Genomic DNA, 17,581 nt, shown 5'->3' with positions numbered 1-17,581 from the left:
AATATTATTGAAACGTTGTGCGAAAAATAATTAAAAATAACGGAGCCTGGCAGACAGCCGTCGTTAGAAATTCTCCGGGAACTTGGCTTTCGATTTGGCCGCTTCACGGCTAATAATGCGGCGCGATACCAAGTCAGCCAGACACTGGTCCATGGTCTGCATGCCGAGCGATGCACCGGTCTGGATTGCCGAATACATTTGCGCCACTTTATCTTCGCGGATCAGGTTACGGATTGCCGAGGTGCCACGCATAATTTCGTGTGCCGCTACACGGCCACCGCCGTTTTTCTTCATCAGCGTTTGCGAAATTACCGCTTGCAGCGATTCCGACAACATTGAACGCACCATGGATTTTTCGTTCGCGGGGAATACGTCCACGATACGGTCGATGGTTTTTGCGGCGGAGGTGGTGTGCAGTGTGCCGAATACCAGGTGGCCGGTTTCAGCGGCGGTCAGTGCGAGGCGGATGGTTTCCAAATCGCGCATCTCACCCACCAGAATAATGTCCGGGTCTTCCCGCAGTGCGGAGCGCAGTGCTTCGTTAAAGCCGTGGGTATCGCGGTGGACTTCACGTTGGTTCACCAGACATTTTTTGGATTCGTGTACGAATTCAATCGGGTCTTCAATCGTCAAAACGTGTTCATATTTGTTGTCATTAATGTAATCGATCATTGCAGCGAGGGTAGTGGATTTACCCGAGCCGGTCGGGCCTGTCACCAACACCAATCCGCGCGGCACGGCGCAGATATCGCGGAACACGTTGCCCATGCCCAGTTCTTCCATCGTCAATACTTTGGAAGGAATGGTACGGAATACCGCACCGGCACCGCGGTTCTGGTTAAAAGCGTTAACACGAAAGCGCGCTACACCGGGCACTTCAAACGAGAAGTCGGTTTCCAGGAATTCTTCGTAGTCCTTGCGCTGCTTGTCATTCATAATGTCGTAAATCAGGCCGTGTACCTGCTTGTGCTCCATGGGCGGCAGGTTGATACGGCGTACATCGCCATCCACACGGATCATGGGCGGCAATCCCGCCGAGAGGTGCAAGTCAGATGCGCCTTGTTTGGCGCTAAAAGCCAGAAGTTCGGTGATATCCATCAGGGCAACCTTTTATTTTATTGGAGTCGGTACTGCAGCAGGCGGTACGGAGGACATAGGTAAATATTCATAACACTATGCACAAGATAGACGACAAGCTCGCGAAAGTCACCGCACGAATTCACCAAGCCGCTGCCGCTGCCGGACGAAATCCGCAAACTGTGCAGTTGATCGCCGTCAGCAAAACCCAACCCGCAGAGGCGGTGACGCAGGCTTACGAGGCGGGGCAGCGGGCGTTTGGTGAAAATTACCTGCAAGAGGCGCTGGATAAGCAAAGCGCCTTGTCGCATCTGGATGATCTGGAGTGGCACTTTATCGGCCCGATCCAATCCAATAAAACCCGGCCGATTGCCGAGCATTTCAGCTGGGTGCATTCGGTAGACCGGTTGAAAATCGCCCAGCGCTTGAATGACCAGCGGCCGCCACACTTGCCGCCGCTGAATATTTGTGTGCAGGTGAATATTGACGATGAATCCACCAAGTCGGGAGTGAGTCTGGCAGAATTGCCTGCATTGGTTGCGGCGATAGCCCCGTTAACGCGGCTCAAGTTGCGCGGCTTGATGGCAATACCCGCTGTCACCAATGACCCCGCCCAACAGCGCGCGGCGTTTGCCAGGTTGCGCGAGGCATTACAGGCGTTGAATAACAGCGGTGCTTGTCTGCCGATGGACTGTTTATCTATGGGGATGTCCGGCGATTTGGAAGCGGCCATCGCTGAAGGTGCAACATTTGTCCGTGTGGGTACGGATATTTTTGGCGCGCGTCCTAAACTGAATTGACATTTTAGCGCCTGGCTATTTTTACTGACTGGGTTTTTACAGGCCGGTTTTTAATAGATCGGGTTTTAATAGATCAGCTTTTCACAAATCGACCATTTAAGGAACTATCGTGAGTACAACCAAAATTGCCTTTATCGGCGCCGGTAACATGGCCAAAGCGATTATCGGGGGATTACTGGCAGAGGGTTACAGCCGCACGCAAATCATTGCCGCGGGTCCGCGTATGGAAACACTCGACAAAGTGAAGCAGGAATTCCATATCGATATCACCACGGATAACGCCGCTGCCGCACAGGCAGATGTGGTTGTGCTCGGGGTGAAACCGCAAATGCTCAAAGATGTTGCACTTGGTTTGCGCGCATCGCTTGCCCATAAGCCGCTGATTATTTCGGTCGCGGCGGGCATCACCACGGCGAGTATCGCAAGCTGGTTGGGTGACGATCAGGCGATAGTGCGCTGCATGCCCAATACGCCATCGCAATTGCGCGCGGGCGCGAGTGGTTTATACGCGAACGCACATGTCAGCGCGGCGCAAAAATCCCAGGCGAATGCGATCCTCGGTGCGGTGGGAATAGTGCAGTGGTTGGATGATGAAAGCCTGTTGAATCCGGTTACTGCGGTTTCAGGTTCCGGCCCCGCTTATTTCTTTTTATTTATGGAAGCGATGATTGATGCCGGTATAAAACTCGGGCTGAGCCGTGAGTGTGCAACCGAACTGACATTGCAAACGGCACTGGGTGCCGCCATGTTAGCGAAGGAAAGTCATTTTGATGTAGCTGAATTACGCCGCCGCGTGACATCGCCCAAAGGTACGACCGAGCAGGCGATCAATAGCTTTGAGCAGGATCAGTTGCGCGCAAGCGTATTGAATGCCATGACCGCCTGCTCCAACCGTGCAGTTGAATTGTCAGAGTTGTTGGGCAAGTAATCGTTAATTGTTTTTCAATTTATGTTGTTATTTTTCGTCGGATGAGTGGAGCCCTTCATGTTTGTCAGCATTTTGCATTTGATTGCTTACAGTCTTTTATCGCTATTTTTGTTGATTGTGATTTTGCGTTTCCTGCTGCAATTGGTGCGCGCTGATTTTTATAATCCGGTATCGCAAGCGATCGTCAAAGTGACTGCGCCGTTTTTGAAACCGCTGCGCAAAGTCATCCCCGGGTTTTTGGGAATTGATATGGCATCGGTGGTGCTCATTTTATTGGTGCAGTTATTGGCGACCTTTATTTTGGCCACGATTCTGGGTGCACCCGGGATTATCGCTAATCCGCTGCCATTGATTGCCTGGGGATTCGTCGGTGCACTGACCATCATTTCCGGTATTTTTTTCTGGTGCATGATCATCAGCATTATCGGCAGTTTTATTGCGCCTATGAGCCATAACCCGCTGCTGGTGTTGGCAAACCAGATCATCAACCCACTGTGCGCGCCGATCCGCAAAGTGTTGCCGCCATTAGGTGGTGTTATTGATCTATCGCCGATTATTATTTTGCTGGGTTTGCAAATTGTAGACATGCTGCTTGGTAGGTTCGCAGCTTTCCTCAATGTGAGCCCGCAGATAGTGCTGGGATATTGGTAAGCGATTATCTATTGGCACGCGCTTGTCGGGCGCGGCCAACGTTCTACTTTTGGTAGCGGTGTGCTGTCCATAAAGCTTAATTATCCTTCAGCCTTTCTTCAGGCTTTTTAAAACCCCTCACCTCTATTGTGATTGTGTGCGAGCCGTTGTGGCGTTGCGCCAAACCAACAATAGATGTGATGGGAGAAGAGAGATGGGTTTTTGCAATACGTCAGTATGTGTGTCATTAGCCGGTTTGAGGTTTGCCGGTTTGTTTGCGGTGTGTTTATTGACGGCGTGTGGTGGAGGTGGTGGCAACAGCAGTAAAGCGCCTTCCCCTACATTGCCTTCGTCGATAGCAGTTTCTTCAGTAGCACCTTCTTCAGTTGTTTCTTCAACTGCGCTTTCGTCAACAGTTCCCTCATCAACAGCCGCTTCGTTAATGTCATCTGCAGCGTCCAGCCAGTCGTCGGCATTACCTGGCAATCGCAGACTTGAACATGTGAGTTGGTCGTTCAACACCAAATCCAAAGTGCGCTCGACCGCCGTAACTACCGATAACAACGTTATTTTTGGTGTTGAGGGCGGAATGCTTTATGCGCTGGATCTGGAAACCGGCAGCGAGCGCTGGCGGTTGGATACTGGCGGTGCTGTCAGCAGTCATTTGTTGCTGGCAGACGGTAAGGTCATCTTCCTGAATCACAGCGGCAAAATCATGGCTGTCGATGCCACAGCCGGTACCCAGGTGTGGGTCAAAACCACCACCGGCGAACATTTCCGCCCCTGGGGGCATCACCTTGCATCTGCCCTGCTGGCGGATGATCGCATCTATATCGGCTCCAGTAGCGGCAAGCTCTATGGCCTGATGCTGGATACAGGCGAGGAGGTATGGAGTGTTGATATTCAAAGCGCCATCCACACCAAACCCGCGCTGGTTGATGGCACCTTGTATGTGAGTTCGGATACTGCCGTACACGCCATCAATATCGCCACCAAAAGCCAGCGCTGGAGTGTGTCGCTGAATAATCCAACATCGCCAGCGATTGAGGGCAACACCCTGGTAGTGGGTGGGCGCGATGCCAATGTGCATGGTCTGGATGCCACCACCGGTGCCAAACTCTGGCGCGTGCCCCACGGCATGGATTGGGTGTCGGGGGATGCGGTAATCCTCGATGGTATCGCCTACATCGGCAGCTCGGATGACGAGACTTTCCAGGCCATCGATCGGGCGACAGGCTCGCTAAAATGGCAAATCTCCACTGGCGGTAACGTGTTTTCCCGCGCGGCATTCGAGGGCGATATCGCCTATATCAGCTCCGGTGATTCCTACGCGACACCCGGTACGGGCATGGTGCAGGCGGTCAATAAAAGCGGTCGCGTGCAGTGGTCCATGAATGGCAAAAATTTCTTTGCCAGTCCAGTCGTCAAAAACGGCAAGGTGTATATCGGCAGCGATGACGGCTATTTCTACGCGATGCCAGCCCTGTAAGGTTTTGCCCAAGCCGATACGCGTGTATCGGCTTTTTTAATTGTCCAGTTAATAACGTATTAACCGGTTAATACCTTGCTAAACAGTTATTAACTGGAGCCTTGATCTGGCGCGCAATTACACTGCGGCCTGTCTTGTTGTCGCGGAATATAACTAATGAATAACAACCGGTTTTATGAAATTGATTTACTGCGCCTGATTTCAGCAGTGTTGGTAGTGGTATTTCACTACACCTTTGTGGGCTCGGTGCTGGGGTTTGCGCCTGAACCGCGCGTGGATGCCTTTGGCGAATACAGCCGCTACATGTATCTGGGGATTAACTTCTTTTTCATCATCAGTGGATTTGTGATTTTGCTGAGCGCGCAAGATGGCAAACCGCGCCAGTTTGTGGTGTCCCGTTTTGTGCGCCTGTATCCCGCTTATTGGTTGTGCGTGTTGCTGACTGCCAGCGCCGCGGTGCTGTTTAGCCAGCCGGCCTTCCAACTGGATTGGAAACATGTGCTGGTCAATTTGACCATGCTGCAAAACGGTTTTGATGTGCCACTGGTGGATGGCGTTTACTGGACGCTGTGGATAGAGCTGAAGTTCTATGCGCTGGTGTTGGTGATGATCTGGCTGCGCTTATTGCGCTTCCTGCCCTGGTTTTGCGGGATAGTGTTGGTGGGTTCCCTCATCGGATTGGAAACTTCGCTGGCTTTTACCGTCGAGCATTTTGTCGCCGGTTTTCCCCATTGGGCGGGTTATTTTGCCTGCGGTTGCGTGCTCTATCTGGTGCGGTTGCACGGCTTTAATTGGGGTTACGGCGTGCTGATCGCGTTGAGCGTCATTTTTTGCGTGCGCCAAAATCAGGTGTTTACCGAGCTGATGATCGGCTGGTATCAGGTGCCGTTTAATGAATGGGTATCTGTCATTGCAACGCTGCTGTTTTATGCACTTCTGGCGATGGTTGCCTTGCGCAAAAACGGCTTGCTGCGCGATCCGCGTTTTTACTATTTGGGGGTGCTTACCTATCCGCTGTATCTGGTGCACGAGAATATCGGCTTTATGATGTTTAACGCCTGGCAGGAACAAATGCCCGCCTGGTTGTTGATTGGCGGCACGGTGGTATTGATGTTGGCCGTGGCATGGCTGATCCATCGCTGGGTCGAAAAACCGATGCAGGTCTGGTTGAAACGGCAGCTGTTGCCCAAGCCTGTCCAACCAGCAAGTTAGGGCTCAAATCTGTGCAGTTTGGCGCGAAATGTTGCTAAAAGTAGCGCCTTCCCTCCTTTTGGTTCCCACAAATAACCGCTCATTGCTCACGAACTGGTCACTGGCGTGGATTTCCGCTTTAATGCCATTCTTGGGGAAAAGAATGTAATTACTGCTGGTTATTTCGGTTAGCTATTAAACAACGCTAATAATTCCAATACAGACTGAGAGCACCCTTATGGACGTCAGATCCTTGCACCGCCAGATGACGCATTACAACCGTTGGAAACGCCAATTGGACGAGCGTTTGCAGCAGTTTGAGCGCTGGGGCAAGAATCACGGCATGCTGGGTGCAGACATGGGCAAAACCCTGCAGCGCGCACGTCAGCTATTGCGCGGCGAGAGTTTTACCATCGCTTGTGTGGGTGAGTTCTCGCGCGGCAAAACCGAATTGATCAATGCCCTGTTGTACACCGCCGGTGGCCGCCGTTTGCTGCCATCGCAACCGGGGCGTACCACTATGTGTCCCACTGAAATTTTTTGGGATGCGCAACAGCCCACCACTTGCGTGCGCCTCCTGCCTATCGAAACCCGCTACACCAACACCAGCCTGCAAAGCTTCAAGCGTATTCCGCAAAATTGGGTCACTATCCATTTTGATGCAAAAGACCATGAGCAAACCCGCGCGGCCATCAATCAGGTGTCTGCCAGCAAGCAAGTCAGCGTTGCCGATGCGACCAAGTTGGGTTTTTCACAGGACGAATGGGGCGAGCGCGATGAAAACGGCATGGTCAGCGTACCTGCCTGGCGTCATGCGCTCATCAGCCTTGACCATCCACTGCTGCGCCAAGGCTTGCGGATTGTCGATACTCCCGGCCTTAACGCCTTGGGCAATGAGCCGGAGCTGACCCTCAAAACCCTGCCCGATGCCGATGCGATCCTGTTCCTGTTGTCGGCCGATGCCGGTGTTACCGCGAGTGATATGGACATCTGGCGCGAGCATATTCAGGGTTTGCGCGATAATCACTGCACCGCCGTCATTACCCTGCTCAATAAAATCGATAGCCTGTGGGATGACCTTACGCCCGAGCAGGAAGTCCAGGCCAATATCGATCGCTTGTGCCAGCTAACGGCGCGCCAGCTCAACATGTCGCCGGATCATGTGGTCGCACTCTCTGCCAAGCAGGGGTTATTGGGCAAAGTAGGGCGCAATCAGGCGCAATTGGCGCGCAGCAATTTTGCGCAGCTGGAACATATGCTGGCGGAGTGCATATTGCGCAACCAACAGCAAATTATCAGCCATCGCTTGGTAGGCGATAGCTACGCGATGATGATTACCGTGCGCAATAGTTTGGTGCGCCGCATCGCTGAATGCGAACAAGAGCTTGAAAGCTTGCGTGTAACAGCACCGGCAGAGGCGGCCGAAAAGCTTCATGAATTGCGCGATACCATCAAGCGCACCCACCACGAATACCACAAACAGGCACTGTCACTGCGCACCAGCCAGCGCCTGCTGGAATCGCAAAAATTATCCTTGCTGGCTCCGGTGAGCACCGCACAGCTGGAGCAGCAAATCGCCGAGGCGCACCAAAGTCTGGCGCAGAGCTGGACCACGCTGGGGCTAGGCCGCGCCATCGCCAAATTTTTTGATGATGTGGATAGCAACATCCTGCATCTGGAGCGCGAAATCGAACGCTGCAACCGGGTGCTGACATCAATTTATGAGCGTCCGGAGCAGGCGATTGGGGGCGATGACCTGATCATGAGCCATTTATTGAAAATCCAGAAACAGCGCCGCCAATTGCGCCAGTTACATGGCCGCGCCGATGATTTCCGCAAATCGCTCAGCACCGTGCTCACCCACAAAGGTGCATTGATCAGCCGCTTTATCAACACGCTGGTGCAGGAAGTGCGCGCGGTCTATGCAGACTTGAACCAGCATATCCAGCACTGGATGCAAGAAGCACTGGCTCCGCTCTTCCACCAAAACCAATACCAGAAACAATTGCTGGAACATCACATGCTGCGTCTGACGCAGTTGCAAACCCAGCGCAACAGCCACGCCGAACAATTGGAAGTTTTGAAAACCAACCTGTATCAATTGCAGACGGCGTTGGTGAATATTGAGCCGCTCTATAACGAAATTCTCACCGCACCTCTGGAGCCGGAATCCATGGCCGATCCTGCGCTTGAGTCGCAGCCGTTAGGTGCGCAAATCGTGTCGATCAAACAAGGGCGGCAATCGGCCCGCTCGGGCTGATGCCATTGCTGGCTGGCGGATAACTTGCAGCCCTGATTGGCTCTCTTTAGACTGTCGCATCATTTAACTCTGCCGGATTGGCGCTGCGCCCAAACACGCAGCGCCAATCCGCTGTTGCGGTAAAAGAGACAGCTATGCCCAATCAACTACCTGCCGATTCGGTGGGTTTAGTCACTCCCCAAACCCATCGCTTCACTGCGCCGCTGCTGTTGGCCTGCGGCCGTACGCTTGATGAGTACGAATTGGTCTACGAAACCTATGGCCAATTGAATGCCGCCAAGTCCAATGCGGTGCTGATTTGCCATGCGCTTTCCGGCCATCATCACGCTGCTGGCTACCACAGCATGGACGACAAACGCCCCGGCTGGTGGGATGCCTACATCGGCCCCGGCAAACCGATTGATACCAACAAATTTTTTGTGGTTGCGCTCAATAATCTCGGTGGCTGTCACGGTTCTACCGGCCCGCGCTCGATCAACCCTGCCACCGGCAAAGCCTGGGGGGCAGATTTCCCGATGATCCGCGTGCGCGATTGGGTTGCCAGTCAGGCGCGTTTGGCCGATGTGTTGGGCATTGATGTGTGGGCGGCAGTGATCGGCGGCAGTTTGGGTGGCATGCAAGTCATGCGCTGGGCGCTCGATTATCCGCAGCGCATCCGTCACGCGGTTGTCATTGCATCGGCGATGAAACTGTCCGCGCAAAATATCGCGTTCAACGAAGCTGCGCGCAAAGCGATTGTCAGCGACCCCAATTTTTTTGATGGCAATTACATTGAGCACAACACCTTGCCGAAAAATGGTTTGGCTGTAGCGCGCATGATTGGCCACATCACCTATCTTTCCGATTTTGCGATGGGCGAAAAATTCGGACGCGATTTGCGTAGCGGCAGTTTTGAGTTGGGCACTGATACGCCGGTTGAATTCCAGATTGAAAGTTATCTGCGTTATCAAGGCGACAGTTTTGCTAATACCTTTGATGCGAATTCTTATATCCGCATTACCAAAGCGCTCGATTATTTTGATCTCGCGCGTGAATACAACGATGATCCGGTGCTGGCATTCAAACAAACCAATGCAAAATTTTTAGTCATTTCATTCAGTACCGATTGGCGTTTTGCACCGGAGCGTTCGCATGAAATTGTCAACGCGCTGGTCGGAGCCAACCGCACGGTCACCTATGCCGAGATTGAATCCAAACATGGTCACGATGCCTTTTTATTGCCCGATGCGCGCTACCAGCAAGTGTTTGGTCGCTATCTTGCCGGAGTGGAAATCTGATGCGTATTGATCTCAGCGAAATCCAGCATTGGATCAAACAAGGCAGCCGCATTCTGGATTTGGGTTGCGGTGACGGCACACTATTAAAATTTTTGATCGATACCAAACAAGTACAAGGTTACGGTTTGGAAATCGATGCGATGCATATCAATACCTGCATCGATAAAGGTCTGAATGTCATCGAGCAAAACCTTGATCGCGGATTGGGAAATTTTGCCGATAAAAGTTTTGATACCGTGCTCATGACCCAAGCGCTACAAACTTTGCATTTCCCCCATTTGGTGCTGGATGAAATGTTGCGCGTGGGCAAAGAATGCATAGTTACCTTTCCTAACTTCGGTCACTGGAAAGCGCGTTTTCATTTAGCTGTACGCGGCCGTATGCCAGTATCGGATTTGCTGCCTTACGAATGGTACAACACACCCAATATTCACTTTTGTACGTTTAAAGATTTTGAGGTGCTGTGCCACGAGCGCAATATCAAAGTGATCCATCGCCAGGTTGTTAACGAACAGTCCGGACAAACCTTAAAAGATTTTATGCCCAATTTGTTTGGTGAAACGGCGATTTATCATTTGAGTAAGTAATGTTGCTTCCATCTTAATCGCGTAACCGCTGGAGAATTGTATGAAGACATTATTGGCCAGTATTTTTTTTGCTGTCTGTGCTATGGGCGCACAAGCCCAGATTGACCAGCCAAAAGAAATCAGCACAACAGAAACCTTTGGTGATTACACCGTGCATTACACGGTATTTAACAGCACCGATATTCCGGCGCAAGTCGCTGAAGCTTACAAGTTAGTGCGCGGTAAAGACCGCGCGCTAGTAAACATCAGCCTCACCAAAACTGAAAATAATGTAACTACATTAGGATTGCCTGCGCAGATCAGCGGCAAAACCAAAAACCTGATGCAGCAGCAACAAACATTGAAATTTATTGAAATTAAAGAAGGTGAGGCAACTTATTATTTAGCGCCTTTTGTATTTAACAATGAAGAGGTGTTGCACTTTGAAATTCAGGTTGTTGCTGCGGAAAGTACCAAGCCATTCAAGGTGATGTTTAATCGCACACTGTACACACAGTAAATACCATACCTTTGCTTGGAAGAGGCGCCGATGGGCGCCTTTTCTTTCAGGGGCAGCTTCCAGTGGAAAATTAAGATGAATAGCAATAACAGAATAATGGTTTGGTTATGAAAAAAATTGTCTTGGCTAGCGGTAACGCCGGTAAGTTGCGCGAATTTCAACAGCTGCTCAGCGGCTGCGGTTTTGAGGTGTTGCCGCAATCGGATTTTTTCAGCGAGAACGCTGAAGAAACCGGATTGACCTTTGTCGAAAATGCGATCATCAAAGCGCGTTTCGCCTGCGAAAAAACCGGCTTGCCCGCGATTGCAGACGATTCCGGTATTGAAGTTGATGCACTCAATGGTCGCCCCGGAATTTATTCCGCGCGTTACGCCGGTGAAGGTGCCAAAGATGCAGACAACAACGCAAAACTGTTGCAGGAATTAAACGGTATCCCTACAGAAAAACGCACCGGGCGCTACCACGCGGTGCTCGCGTTTATGCGTCATGCACAAGATCCAACACCGATTCTATGCCACGGTGTATGGGAGGGCGTGATTCTCACAGAGCCGCGCGGTGAAGGCGGTTTTGGATACGATCCATTATTTTTTGTACCCACGCATCAATGCGCTTCGGCAGAACTGGATAAAGCAGAAAAAAATCGCATCAGCCATCGCGGCAAAGCCATGCAGGAATTACTGCAAAAATTATCATCACTGACTGACAGCGAATAATATGTCCCTGCAATTGCCACCGTTAGTGCTACAGCTTCCGCCATTATCACTTTATATTCATGTGCCTTGGTGTATTCGCAAATGCCCCTATTGCGATTTCAATTCACATCAAGCGAATAATAATATTCCGGAAGCGGATTATGTGGCAGCCCTGCGTTTTGATCTTGAGCAAGATAAATCCCTTGCGCAAGGGCGCAAACTCACCAGCATTTTTTTTGGTGGCGGTACACCGAGTATGTTGTCGGCGCAGGCAATAGCGCAGATATTAAACGACGCAGAAGCCATTATTGGTTTTGAGCCGGATATTGAAATCACCCTTGAGGCAAATCCGGGGACATTTGAGCAGGAAAAATTTTCCGGTTTTCGCGCGGCAGGTGTTAATCGTTTATCGATTGGCATCCAAAGTTTTAATGACCAACAATTAAAATTGCTCGGACGTGTACACGGGCGCGATGAGGCTTTGCGTGCAGTAGGTGTTGCGCGCAAAGCAGGCTTCGACAACATCAATCTGGATTTAATGCATGGTTTGCCTGAGCAATCGGTTGATGCGGCAAAAGCAGATTTGCAACAAGCTATTGATCTCGCGCCGGAGCATCTCTCCTGGTACCAACTGACGATCGAACAAAATACGGCGTTTTATTCTGCACCGCCGGTACTGCCGGAAGAAGAAATTCTCGCAGACATCCAGGATGCAGGTGTTGAGCTGTTAGCGGCTGCAGATTATGAACAATATGAAATTTCTGCGTATGCGCGCAATAAAAAGCGCGCACGCCACAATCTCAATTATTGGCAATTTGGCGATTACCTTGGCATAGGCGCAGGCGCACACGGGAAAATTACATTTCCAACGGACAATAAAATTATGCGATTGTGGAAAACCCGCTTACCCAAACATTATTTGGATGCAATGCACAGCCAAAAAATATCTACCAACTTGCAAGGCCATCAAAATGTGTTTGGCGGCGGCAGCGATGTGTTATTGCCGGACGCTTTGCCACTGGAATTTATGATGAACGCACTGCGTTTAAATGAAGGTGTGGCGCAGCGTTATTTTAGCGATCGAACGGGTTTGGCTTGGCAATCCATAAGCGAACCATGGATGTTGCTTGCGAAGCAAGGTTTGGTGGAAATTGAACAAGATCACCTGCGCCCCACAGCATTGGGGCGCAGATTTTTAAATCGTGTTTTGCAAACCTTTATGAAGGACGAAACAGTTAATCAATAATATGAGTGCGCAATAATTTTTACGGTACAGTTACCAACGCTTTATCTTTTATCGTCACTTCTACCCAAACCAGCTCGCTTTGGGGCTTCAGGTTTTGGCCATAGGCTTTCACGCAGCGATACATTTTCCCCTCTTTTTCTATAATGGCACCTTCTGAATTTCCCTGATTATTCACAATGCAAAGCTTGCCTTCCTTAACTTGTTTTGCAGTTTCTGCTTTGCTCAATCCTTCATGCTCATGACCTTCATGGGCAAAACTGATGTGGCTGCATAGCAGGCCGAGGCTGGCGATCAAGGTTATTATTTTCATGGTGTGCGCTCACTAATAGGTTTGGGGTTGCAGAAGCTTATCAGAGCAGTGAAGTGGGCGTGGGTAATCTTGAGTAAAACTATTTGCCTGCCAGCGTTGTTCGTAGTTTTATCTGATTTTTTAATTCAGGAGCTGATTAATGACTGATACCAATCGCCGTCATTTCATAACCACCAGCGCTATTGCCGGTGCCGCTTTGGTTGCAGGTGATGCCTTGGCTAAACCTGCCAAGGAGAATCCCACTATGCCTGCATTGTTACACCATGTTTTTTTCTGGTTAAAAAATCCGGATTCAAAAGAAGATCTGGAGAAATTGATTGCCGGGGTTAAATCCCTTGCAGCAATTGAAACCGTGCGTTCTATCCACGTAGGTGTTCCTGCCTCTACCGAAAAACGCGATGTAGTGGATAATTCCTATCATGTTTCCGAACTGCTTGGGTTTGATGATGTAGCGGGGCAGGATGCTTATCAGGTTCATCCGTTGCACAAAAAATTTGTCGATGAACATCAGCACTTGTGGAGCAAGGTTGTCGTGTATGACGCGCTTGCCGTGAAATAACACGCTTCTGTAAATCCAATAAAAAACCCGCTGTGTAATCACAGCGGGTTTTTTATATGTAGCCAATGCAGTAGTAAAAAATGCAGTGAAGCGGTGAGTTTTACAGCTCGATGTCGTAATCAATAATTACTGGCATATGGCTGGAAAACTGCTGGGTTTTGTAAATAGCAGCATATTCCACTTTTGGCCCCAGACTATTGGATACCACTTGGAAATCGGTGCGCCAGCCATCGCCATCATCTTTCTGACCATTTGGCCACCAGCTGTATTCATCGCCGTCTTTGTTCACTTTACGGAATGCATCCACATAACCAATTTGGTTAAACAGTTGGCTCAACCACTGGCGCTCGTGGGGAAGGAAGCCGGAGTTGTGTTGGTTGGCGGCGCTATTGCTCACATCTTTTGGGGTGTGGGCCATTTGCCAGTTGCCGCAAAAAATATACTCGCGGCGCTTGCGGGTAATTTTGTCCAGATGCGCCTGGAAATCATCAAAAAATTTAATTTTGACTTCTTGCGATTCCAGTTCGGAGCTGGCGCTGGGCGCGAGCAATGAGCCAATACTTAATTGCTCAAAATCGACTTGCAGGTAGCGGCCTTCCATATCAACGCCGGACGCAAAACCCAAACCGTAAATAAGTGCTTTAGGTTGCAGGCGGGTATAAATGGCAACGCCGTTGTAGTGTTTGGTACCTGAATCGAAAAAATAGGCGTGGTAACCCTTTAGTTCAAACTCGGGTTTTTCCAGTTCGCGCTCCAATGCACGTAAATCCTGCAGACAAATGAAGTCTGCATCCTGATTGGCGAGCCACGTGTAAAGGCCGCGTTGCGCCGCCTGAAAAATACCATCGACGCTAAGACTGATAACTCTCATGTTAGCCCCTTGATTACGGACTGTGTATCATACCCGAGCTTTGTGTGATTGTGTTACCGTCAAAACTGGGTTTTTTGTGGTAGGCGTTACGATTTTTCACATCCTTACATTTGGAAAGCTGCTATAGCCCAAATGCGGGTCTTGCTCCTGGGCGAGACCTCATTGTCATTATTTGTCATCTCAAACTTAGTTCATTGTTGGATACTTTGCATGGAAAAATACCAATTTGATTTCATTCAGCTGGCCATCAGGCATCAGGCACTATGTTTTGGTGAGTACGTACTCAAGTCTGGCCGGACCAGCCCCTATTTCTTCAATGCAGGCAAATTTCAGACCGGTCAGGCACTGGCAGAGCTGGGGCGTTATTATGCGGCGGCTATCACTGCATCGGACGTGGACTTCGATATAGTGTTTGGCCCCGCCTATAAAGGCATTCCACTGGCGGCCACTACGGCAATTGCATTGGCCGACCACCATCAGCGCGACCTGCCTTACTGCTATAACCGCAAAGAAGCCAAGGACCATGGCGAGGGCGGCACCCTTGTGGGTGCACCACTGCAGGGCAATGTGTTGATTGTGGATGATGTCATTACCGCAGGTACTGCGGTGCGTGAAGTGATGAGCATTATCGATGCGGCAGGTGCAAAGCCGGCGGCAGTATTGATTGGATTGAACCGTCAGGAAAAAGGCCAGGGTGAGTTATCGGCCATTCAGGAAGTGGAGCAAACCTTTGGGATCCCGGTGATCAGTATTATTAAACTGAACCATATTATTGACTATCTTGAAAGCCAAAGCGGTCAGGAAGCGATGGTGGAGAAGATCAAAACCTATCGCGCCACCTATGGTGTAGAACTGGCTTGATCGGATGGCGAACGTCAACGAGGTGAGAAATTCGATGCGTAATCTGTTGTTGGTAGCAATAACCTGTAGTGCGTTGCTGGTGGCTGGATGGGCAGGTGCCGTCCAGCAGACAGAAGGCAAGGTGATTTATCGCTACAAAAACAAGGATGGTGTTACCGTGTTGAATAGCCAGGTTCCACCGGAATATGTGAATAAGGGTTACGAAGTCATGTCGCTTAGTGGACGGGTGCTCAAGGTGGTGCCTCCGGCTGTGCAAGGCGAGGAGGGTGAGCGTCTTTATCGCGAGCGACTGGAACGTGAAGCGCAAGAGCGCGAGGATATACAGCTGCGCCGTAGCTACAGTAATGTTGCCGATATTGATGCTGCGAAAAAGCGCAATCTTGAAAGCCTGCGCGGGAATATCGGAATTCTCACCACCAATCTGGCCTCTGCCAGATCGCGCTTGCAAGCCTATCAAACGCAAGCGGCAGCCATCGAGCGCAGTGGTCGACCGCTGCCAGATGAATTACTGAAAAATATCAGTAATTTGGAACAGGAAGAAAAAGATATCCAATCGCAAATTCAGCAGCGTGAAGCTGAATTGGAGTCAGTGGAAAAGAAATTCGATGAAGACCGTAAGCGCTTTATCGAAATTTCCCAGCAGTGATTGCAAGTAGTGACCGTGTAAATAACGCAAAGCCGGCAAATGCCGGCTTTTTTGTGGATGTCGTTATTGCGGTACCGCCGAGGGAACAAGGAATCCTTGTGCAATCAACTGCCACTGCTCCTGCCAGTACTCGGTTGGGCGGCGACGAAATTCGGTGCGCACAAACTCAGTAATGCGCCCATCCACCAGCGCAATTAAAAGATTCGCCGCTGCACTGATAGGCAATTGTGGATGCAGCCCTTCACGCAGTTCTGCTTCGCGCAGGATTTGTTTTAATTGTGTTTCGATACGATCAAAAAACTGTGCGATGCGTACACGCAAACGCTCAGTTTCTCCGGTTAGGGCATCGCCCGTCAGTAGCCGGGTTAATCCGGGATTGCGCTCGGCAAATGTCAGCAACAAAACAAGGATTTTTTCGCAGCGCTTAAGCGCAGATTTTTCATCTGCCAAAATTAAAGTGATGCGCGAAAAAACGGTTTCCTCAATAAACTCAATTAATCCCTCAAACATTTTGGATTTGCTGGGAAAGTGGCGATACAAAGCCGCTTCCGATACGCCCACTTCTTTGGCGAGCGCAGCCGTAGTGATTCGCTCACCGGGGCTGGCCTCCAGCATGCGCGCCAGACACTCAAGAATTTGCTGGCGGCGTGGGGTTTTGCTTGGGGTTTTAATCATAGCGACTCCATTCGTGACGCTGCATCAAAACATATCTGCGACGGGGATGCACAGGTAGGCATCCCGCCAGCGATTAGGCGTTGTGTGTTTTATTGGTAATCAATGTGCCAACACCGACATCGGTAAAAATTTCCAACAACACGGCGTGATCGACACGACCATCAATAATATGTGCGCTGGTGACACCCGCTTTTACTGCATCAAGTGCGCACGCAATTTTCGGCAACATACCACCGTAAATAGTGCCGTCGGCAATCAAACCATCCACTTGCTCAGTGCTTAAGCCGGTCAACACTTTACCTTGTTTGTCTTGCAGACCGGACACGTTGGTGAGCAGCATTAATTTTTCTGCACGCAGGAACTCAGCAATTTTTCCGGCAACCAAATCAGCGTTAATGTTATAGGAAGCACCATCTTCACCTACGCCAATAGGTGCAATAACGGGAATAAAGTCGCTATTGATCAGCATGTCGATGACGGATGTGTTGACGTTTTCAACTTCGCCGACATGGCCAATATCCAGAATTTCCGGTGCAAGCATTTCCGGTGTCTTGTGTGTTACGGTTAATTTTTTTGCGCGGATCAATTTGCCGTCTTTACCGGTCAAGCCAATGGCCTGGCCGCCATTGCGGTTGATCAAACTTACGATTTGTTTGTTTACGGTTCCACCCAGAACCATTTCTACCACATCCATAGTGGCGCTGTCGGTCACGCGCATGCCGTTAATAAATTCTGATTTGATATTAAGTTTTTCCAGCAAGCTGCCAATTTGTGGGCCTCCTCCGTGCACCACCACCGGATTCATGCCCACTAATTTCATCAGTACTATATCGCGCGCAAAACTATTTTGTAGCTCCTCGCCTTCCATTGCGTTGCCACCAAATTTAACGACGACTGTTTTTCCGGTAAAGCGCTGGATGTACGGCAGGGCTTCGGTGAGTACATTGGCAATATTCATTGCTGAGTCACGGTTCAAAGACATA

At 50.3% G+C, this 17,581-nt stretch carries 20 protein-coding genes; 14 read left to right on the top strand and 6 right to left on the bottom strand.

Annotated features, from left to right (window positions below):
• Positions 1 to 63 precede the first annotated feature (63 nt).
• Positions 64 to 1,098: a type IV pilus twitching motility protein PilT gene (locus tag B2739_RS06255; RefSeq protein WP_049631436.1), complete on the bottom strand. Its 1,035-nt coding sequence runs from the start codon at positions 1,096 to 1,098 to the stop codon at positions 64 to 66.
• Between the two features lie 77 nt (positions 1,099 to 1,175).
• Here B2739_RS06255 and B2739_RS06250 point away from each other — a divergent pair, with 77 nt between their 5' ends.
• The 3 genes from B2739_RS06250 to B2739_RS06240 all read left to right on the top strand — a co-directional run bounded on the left by B2739_RS06250 (position 1,176) and on the right by B2739_RS06240 (position 3,456).
• Positions 1,176 to 1,877 (top strand): YggS family pyridoxal phosphate-dependent enzyme, encoded by a 702-nt coding sequence (locus B2739_RS06250; RefSeq protein WP_331345000.1) that lies wholly within the window; start codon positions 1,176 to 1,178, stop codon positions 1,875 to 1,877.
• A 109-nt stretch (positions 1,878 to 1,986) separates the two neighbouring features.
• Positions 1,987 to 2,805, top strand: a complete 819-nt coding sequence (gene proC / locus B2739_RS06245; RefSeq protein ID WP_331344999.1) for a pyrroline-5-carboxylate reductase — start codon at positions 1,987 to 1,989, stop codon at positions 2,803 to 2,805.
• 57 nt (positions 2,806 to 2,862) lie between these two features.
• The gene (locus B2739_RS06240) at positions 2,863 to 3,456 is read left to right on the top strand and encodes a YggT family protein (protein WP_331344998.1); all 594 of its coding nucleotides are present in this window, start codon (positions 2,863 to 2,865) and stop codon (positions 3,454 to 3,456) included.
• A 123-nt stretch (positions 3,457 to 3,579) separates the two neighbouring features.
• Here B2739_RS06240 and B2739_RS06235 read toward each other — a convergent pair whose 3' ends face one another.
• The gene (locus tag B2739_RS06235) at positions 3,580 to 3,954 is read right to left on the bottom strand and encodes a hypothetical protein (RefSeq protein ID WP_331344997.1); all 375 of its coding nucleotides are present in this window, start codon (positions 3,952 to 3,954) and stop codon (positions 3,580 to 3,582) included.
• Between B2739_RS06235 and B2739_RS06230 the strand changes: the two genes are divergently transcribed.
• The 8 genes from B2739_RS06230 (at position 3,938) to hemW (ending at position 12,676) form a co-directional block, all read left to right on the top strand.
• The gene (locus B2739_RS06230; protein ID WP_331344996.1) at positions 3,938 to 4,924 is read left to right on the top strand and encodes a PQQ-binding-like beta-propeller repeat protein; all 987 of its coding nucleotides are present in this window, start codon (positions 3,938 to 3,940) and stop codon (positions 4,922 to 4,924) included. The genes B2739_RS06235 and B2739_RS06230 overlap by 17 nt on opposite strands.
• A gap of 156 nt (positions 4,925 to 5,080) precedes the next feature.
• The gene (locus B2739_RS06225; protein WP_331344995.1) at positions 5,081 to 6,136 is read left to right on the top strand and encodes an acyltransferase; all 1,056 of its coding nucleotides are present in this window, start codon (positions 5,081 to 5,083) and stop codon (positions 6,134 to 6,136) included.
• Positions 6,137 to 6,353: 217 nt separating this feature from the next.
• Positions 6,354 to 8,375, top strand: coding sequence for a dynamin family protein (locus tag B2739_RS06220; protein WP_331344994.1), 2,022 nt, complete (start codon positions 6,354 to 6,356; stop codon positions 8,373 to 8,375).
• A 134-nt stretch (positions 8,376 to 8,509) separates the two neighbouring features.
• Entirely contained in the window at positions 8,510 to 9,652 is a 1,143-nt protein-coding gene (gene metX, locus B2739_RS06215) for a homoserine O-succinyltransferase MetX (RefSeq protein WP_331344993.1), read from the top strand.
• A complete protein-coding gene (gene metW, locus B2739_RS06210) occupies positions 9,652 to 10,239 on the top strand; it encodes a methionine biosynthesis protein MetW (RefSeq protein WP_331344992.1) in 588 nt (195 codons plus the stop codon). The genes metX and metW overlap by 1 nt, the downstream gene beginning before the upstream one ends.
• A gap of 40 nt (positions 10,240 to 10,279) precedes the next feature.
• Positions 10,280 to 10,738 carry a DUF4426 domain-containing protein gene (locus tag B2739_RS06205; RefSeq protein WP_331344991.1) on the top strand — a complete coding sequence of 153 codons (459 nt, stop codon included), beginning with the start codon at positions 10,280 to 10,282 and terminating at the stop codon, positions 10,736 to 10,738.
• A 107-nt stretch (positions 10,739 to 10,845) separates the two neighbouring features.
• On the top strand, positions 10,846 to 11,451 hold the full coding sequence (locus B2739_RS06200) for an XTP/dITP diphosphatase (RefSeq protein ID WP_331344990.1): 606 nt from the start codon (positions 10,846 to 10,848) through the stop codon (positions 11,449 to 11,451).
• Position 11,452: 1 nt separating this feature from the next.
• Positions 11,453 to 12,676, top strand: a complete 1,224-nt coding sequence (hemW, locus tag B2739_RS06195; protein ID WP_331344989.1) for a radical SAM family heme chaperone HemW — start codon at positions 11,453 to 11,455, stop codon at positions 12,674 to 12,676.
• Between the two features lie 19 nt (positions 12,677 to 12,695).
• On the opposite strand, the gene B2739_RS06190 is transcribed toward hemW, so the two are convergent.
• The gene (locus B2739_RS06190; RefSeq protein ID WP_331344988.1) at positions 12,696 to 12,986 is read right to left on the bottom strand and encodes a DUF1496 domain-containing protein; all 291 of its coding nucleotides are present in this window, start codon (positions 12,984 to 12,986) and stop codon (positions 12,696 to 12,698) included.
• 139 nt (positions 12,987 to 13,125) lie between these two features.
• Here B2739_RS06190 and B2739_RS06185 point away from each other — a divergent pair, with 139 nt between their 5' ends.
• On the top strand, positions 13,126 to 13,545 hold the full coding sequence (locus B2739_RS06185; RefSeq protein WP_331344987.1) for a Dabb family protein: 420 nt from the start codon (positions 13,126 to 13,128) through the stop codon (positions 13,543 to 13,545).
• Between the two features lie 100 nt (positions 13,546 to 13,645).
• On the opposite strand, the gene B2739_RS06180 is transcribed toward B2739_RS06185, so the two are convergent.
• A complete protein-coding gene (locus B2739_RS06180; RefSeq protein WP_049631451.1) occupies positions 13,646 to 14,416 on the bottom strand; it encodes an exodeoxyribonuclease III in 771 nt (256 codons plus the stop codon).
• A 210-nt stretch (positions 14,417 to 14,626) separates the two neighbouring features.
• Between B2739_RS06180 and pyrE the strand changes: the two genes are divergently transcribed.
• Positions 14,627 to 15,277, top strand: a complete 651-nt coding sequence (gene pyrE / locus B2739_RS06175; protein WP_331344986.1) for an orotate phosphoribosyltransferase — start codon at positions 14,627 to 14,629, stop codon at positions 15,275 to 15,277.
• 34 nt (positions 15,278 to 15,311) lie between these two features.
• Positions 15,312 to 15,923 carry a hypothetical protein gene (locus B2739_RS06170; protein ID WP_331344985.1) on the top strand — a complete coding sequence of 204 codons (612 nt, stop codon included), beginning with the start codon at positions 15,312 to 15,314 and terminating at the stop codon, positions 15,921 to 15,923.
• A gap of 63 nt (positions 15,924 to 15,986) precedes the next feature.
• Here B2739_RS06170 and slmA read toward each other — a convergent pair whose 3' ends face one another.
• Together slmA and argB are read right to left on the bottom strand one after the other, a co-directional pair.
• Positions 15,987 to 16,598 carry a nucleoid occlusion factor SlmA gene (gene slmA, locus B2739_RS06165; protein ID WP_331344984.1) on the bottom strand — a complete coding sequence of 204 codons (612 nt, stop codon included), beginning with the start codon at positions 16,596 to 16,598 and terminating at the stop codon, positions 15,987 to 15,989.
• Positions 16,599 to 16,671: 73 nt separating this feature from the next.
• A complete protein-coding gene (gene argB / locus B2739_RS06160) occupies positions 16,672 to 17,580 on the bottom strand; it encodes an acetylglutamate kinase (protein WP_331344983.1) in 909 nt (302 codons plus the stop codon).
• Between the last annotated feature and the right edge of the window lies 1 nt (position 17,581).

It is taken from the genome of Cellvibrio sp. UBA7661, assembly GCA_002483365.1.
GTDB lineage: Bacteria > Pseudomonadota > Gammaproteobacteria > Pseudomonadales > Cellvibrionaceae > Cellvibrio.
The sequence above is the reverse complement of the archived record's forward strand: the minus strand, read 5'-3'. Positions and strand labels throughout refer to the sequence as shown.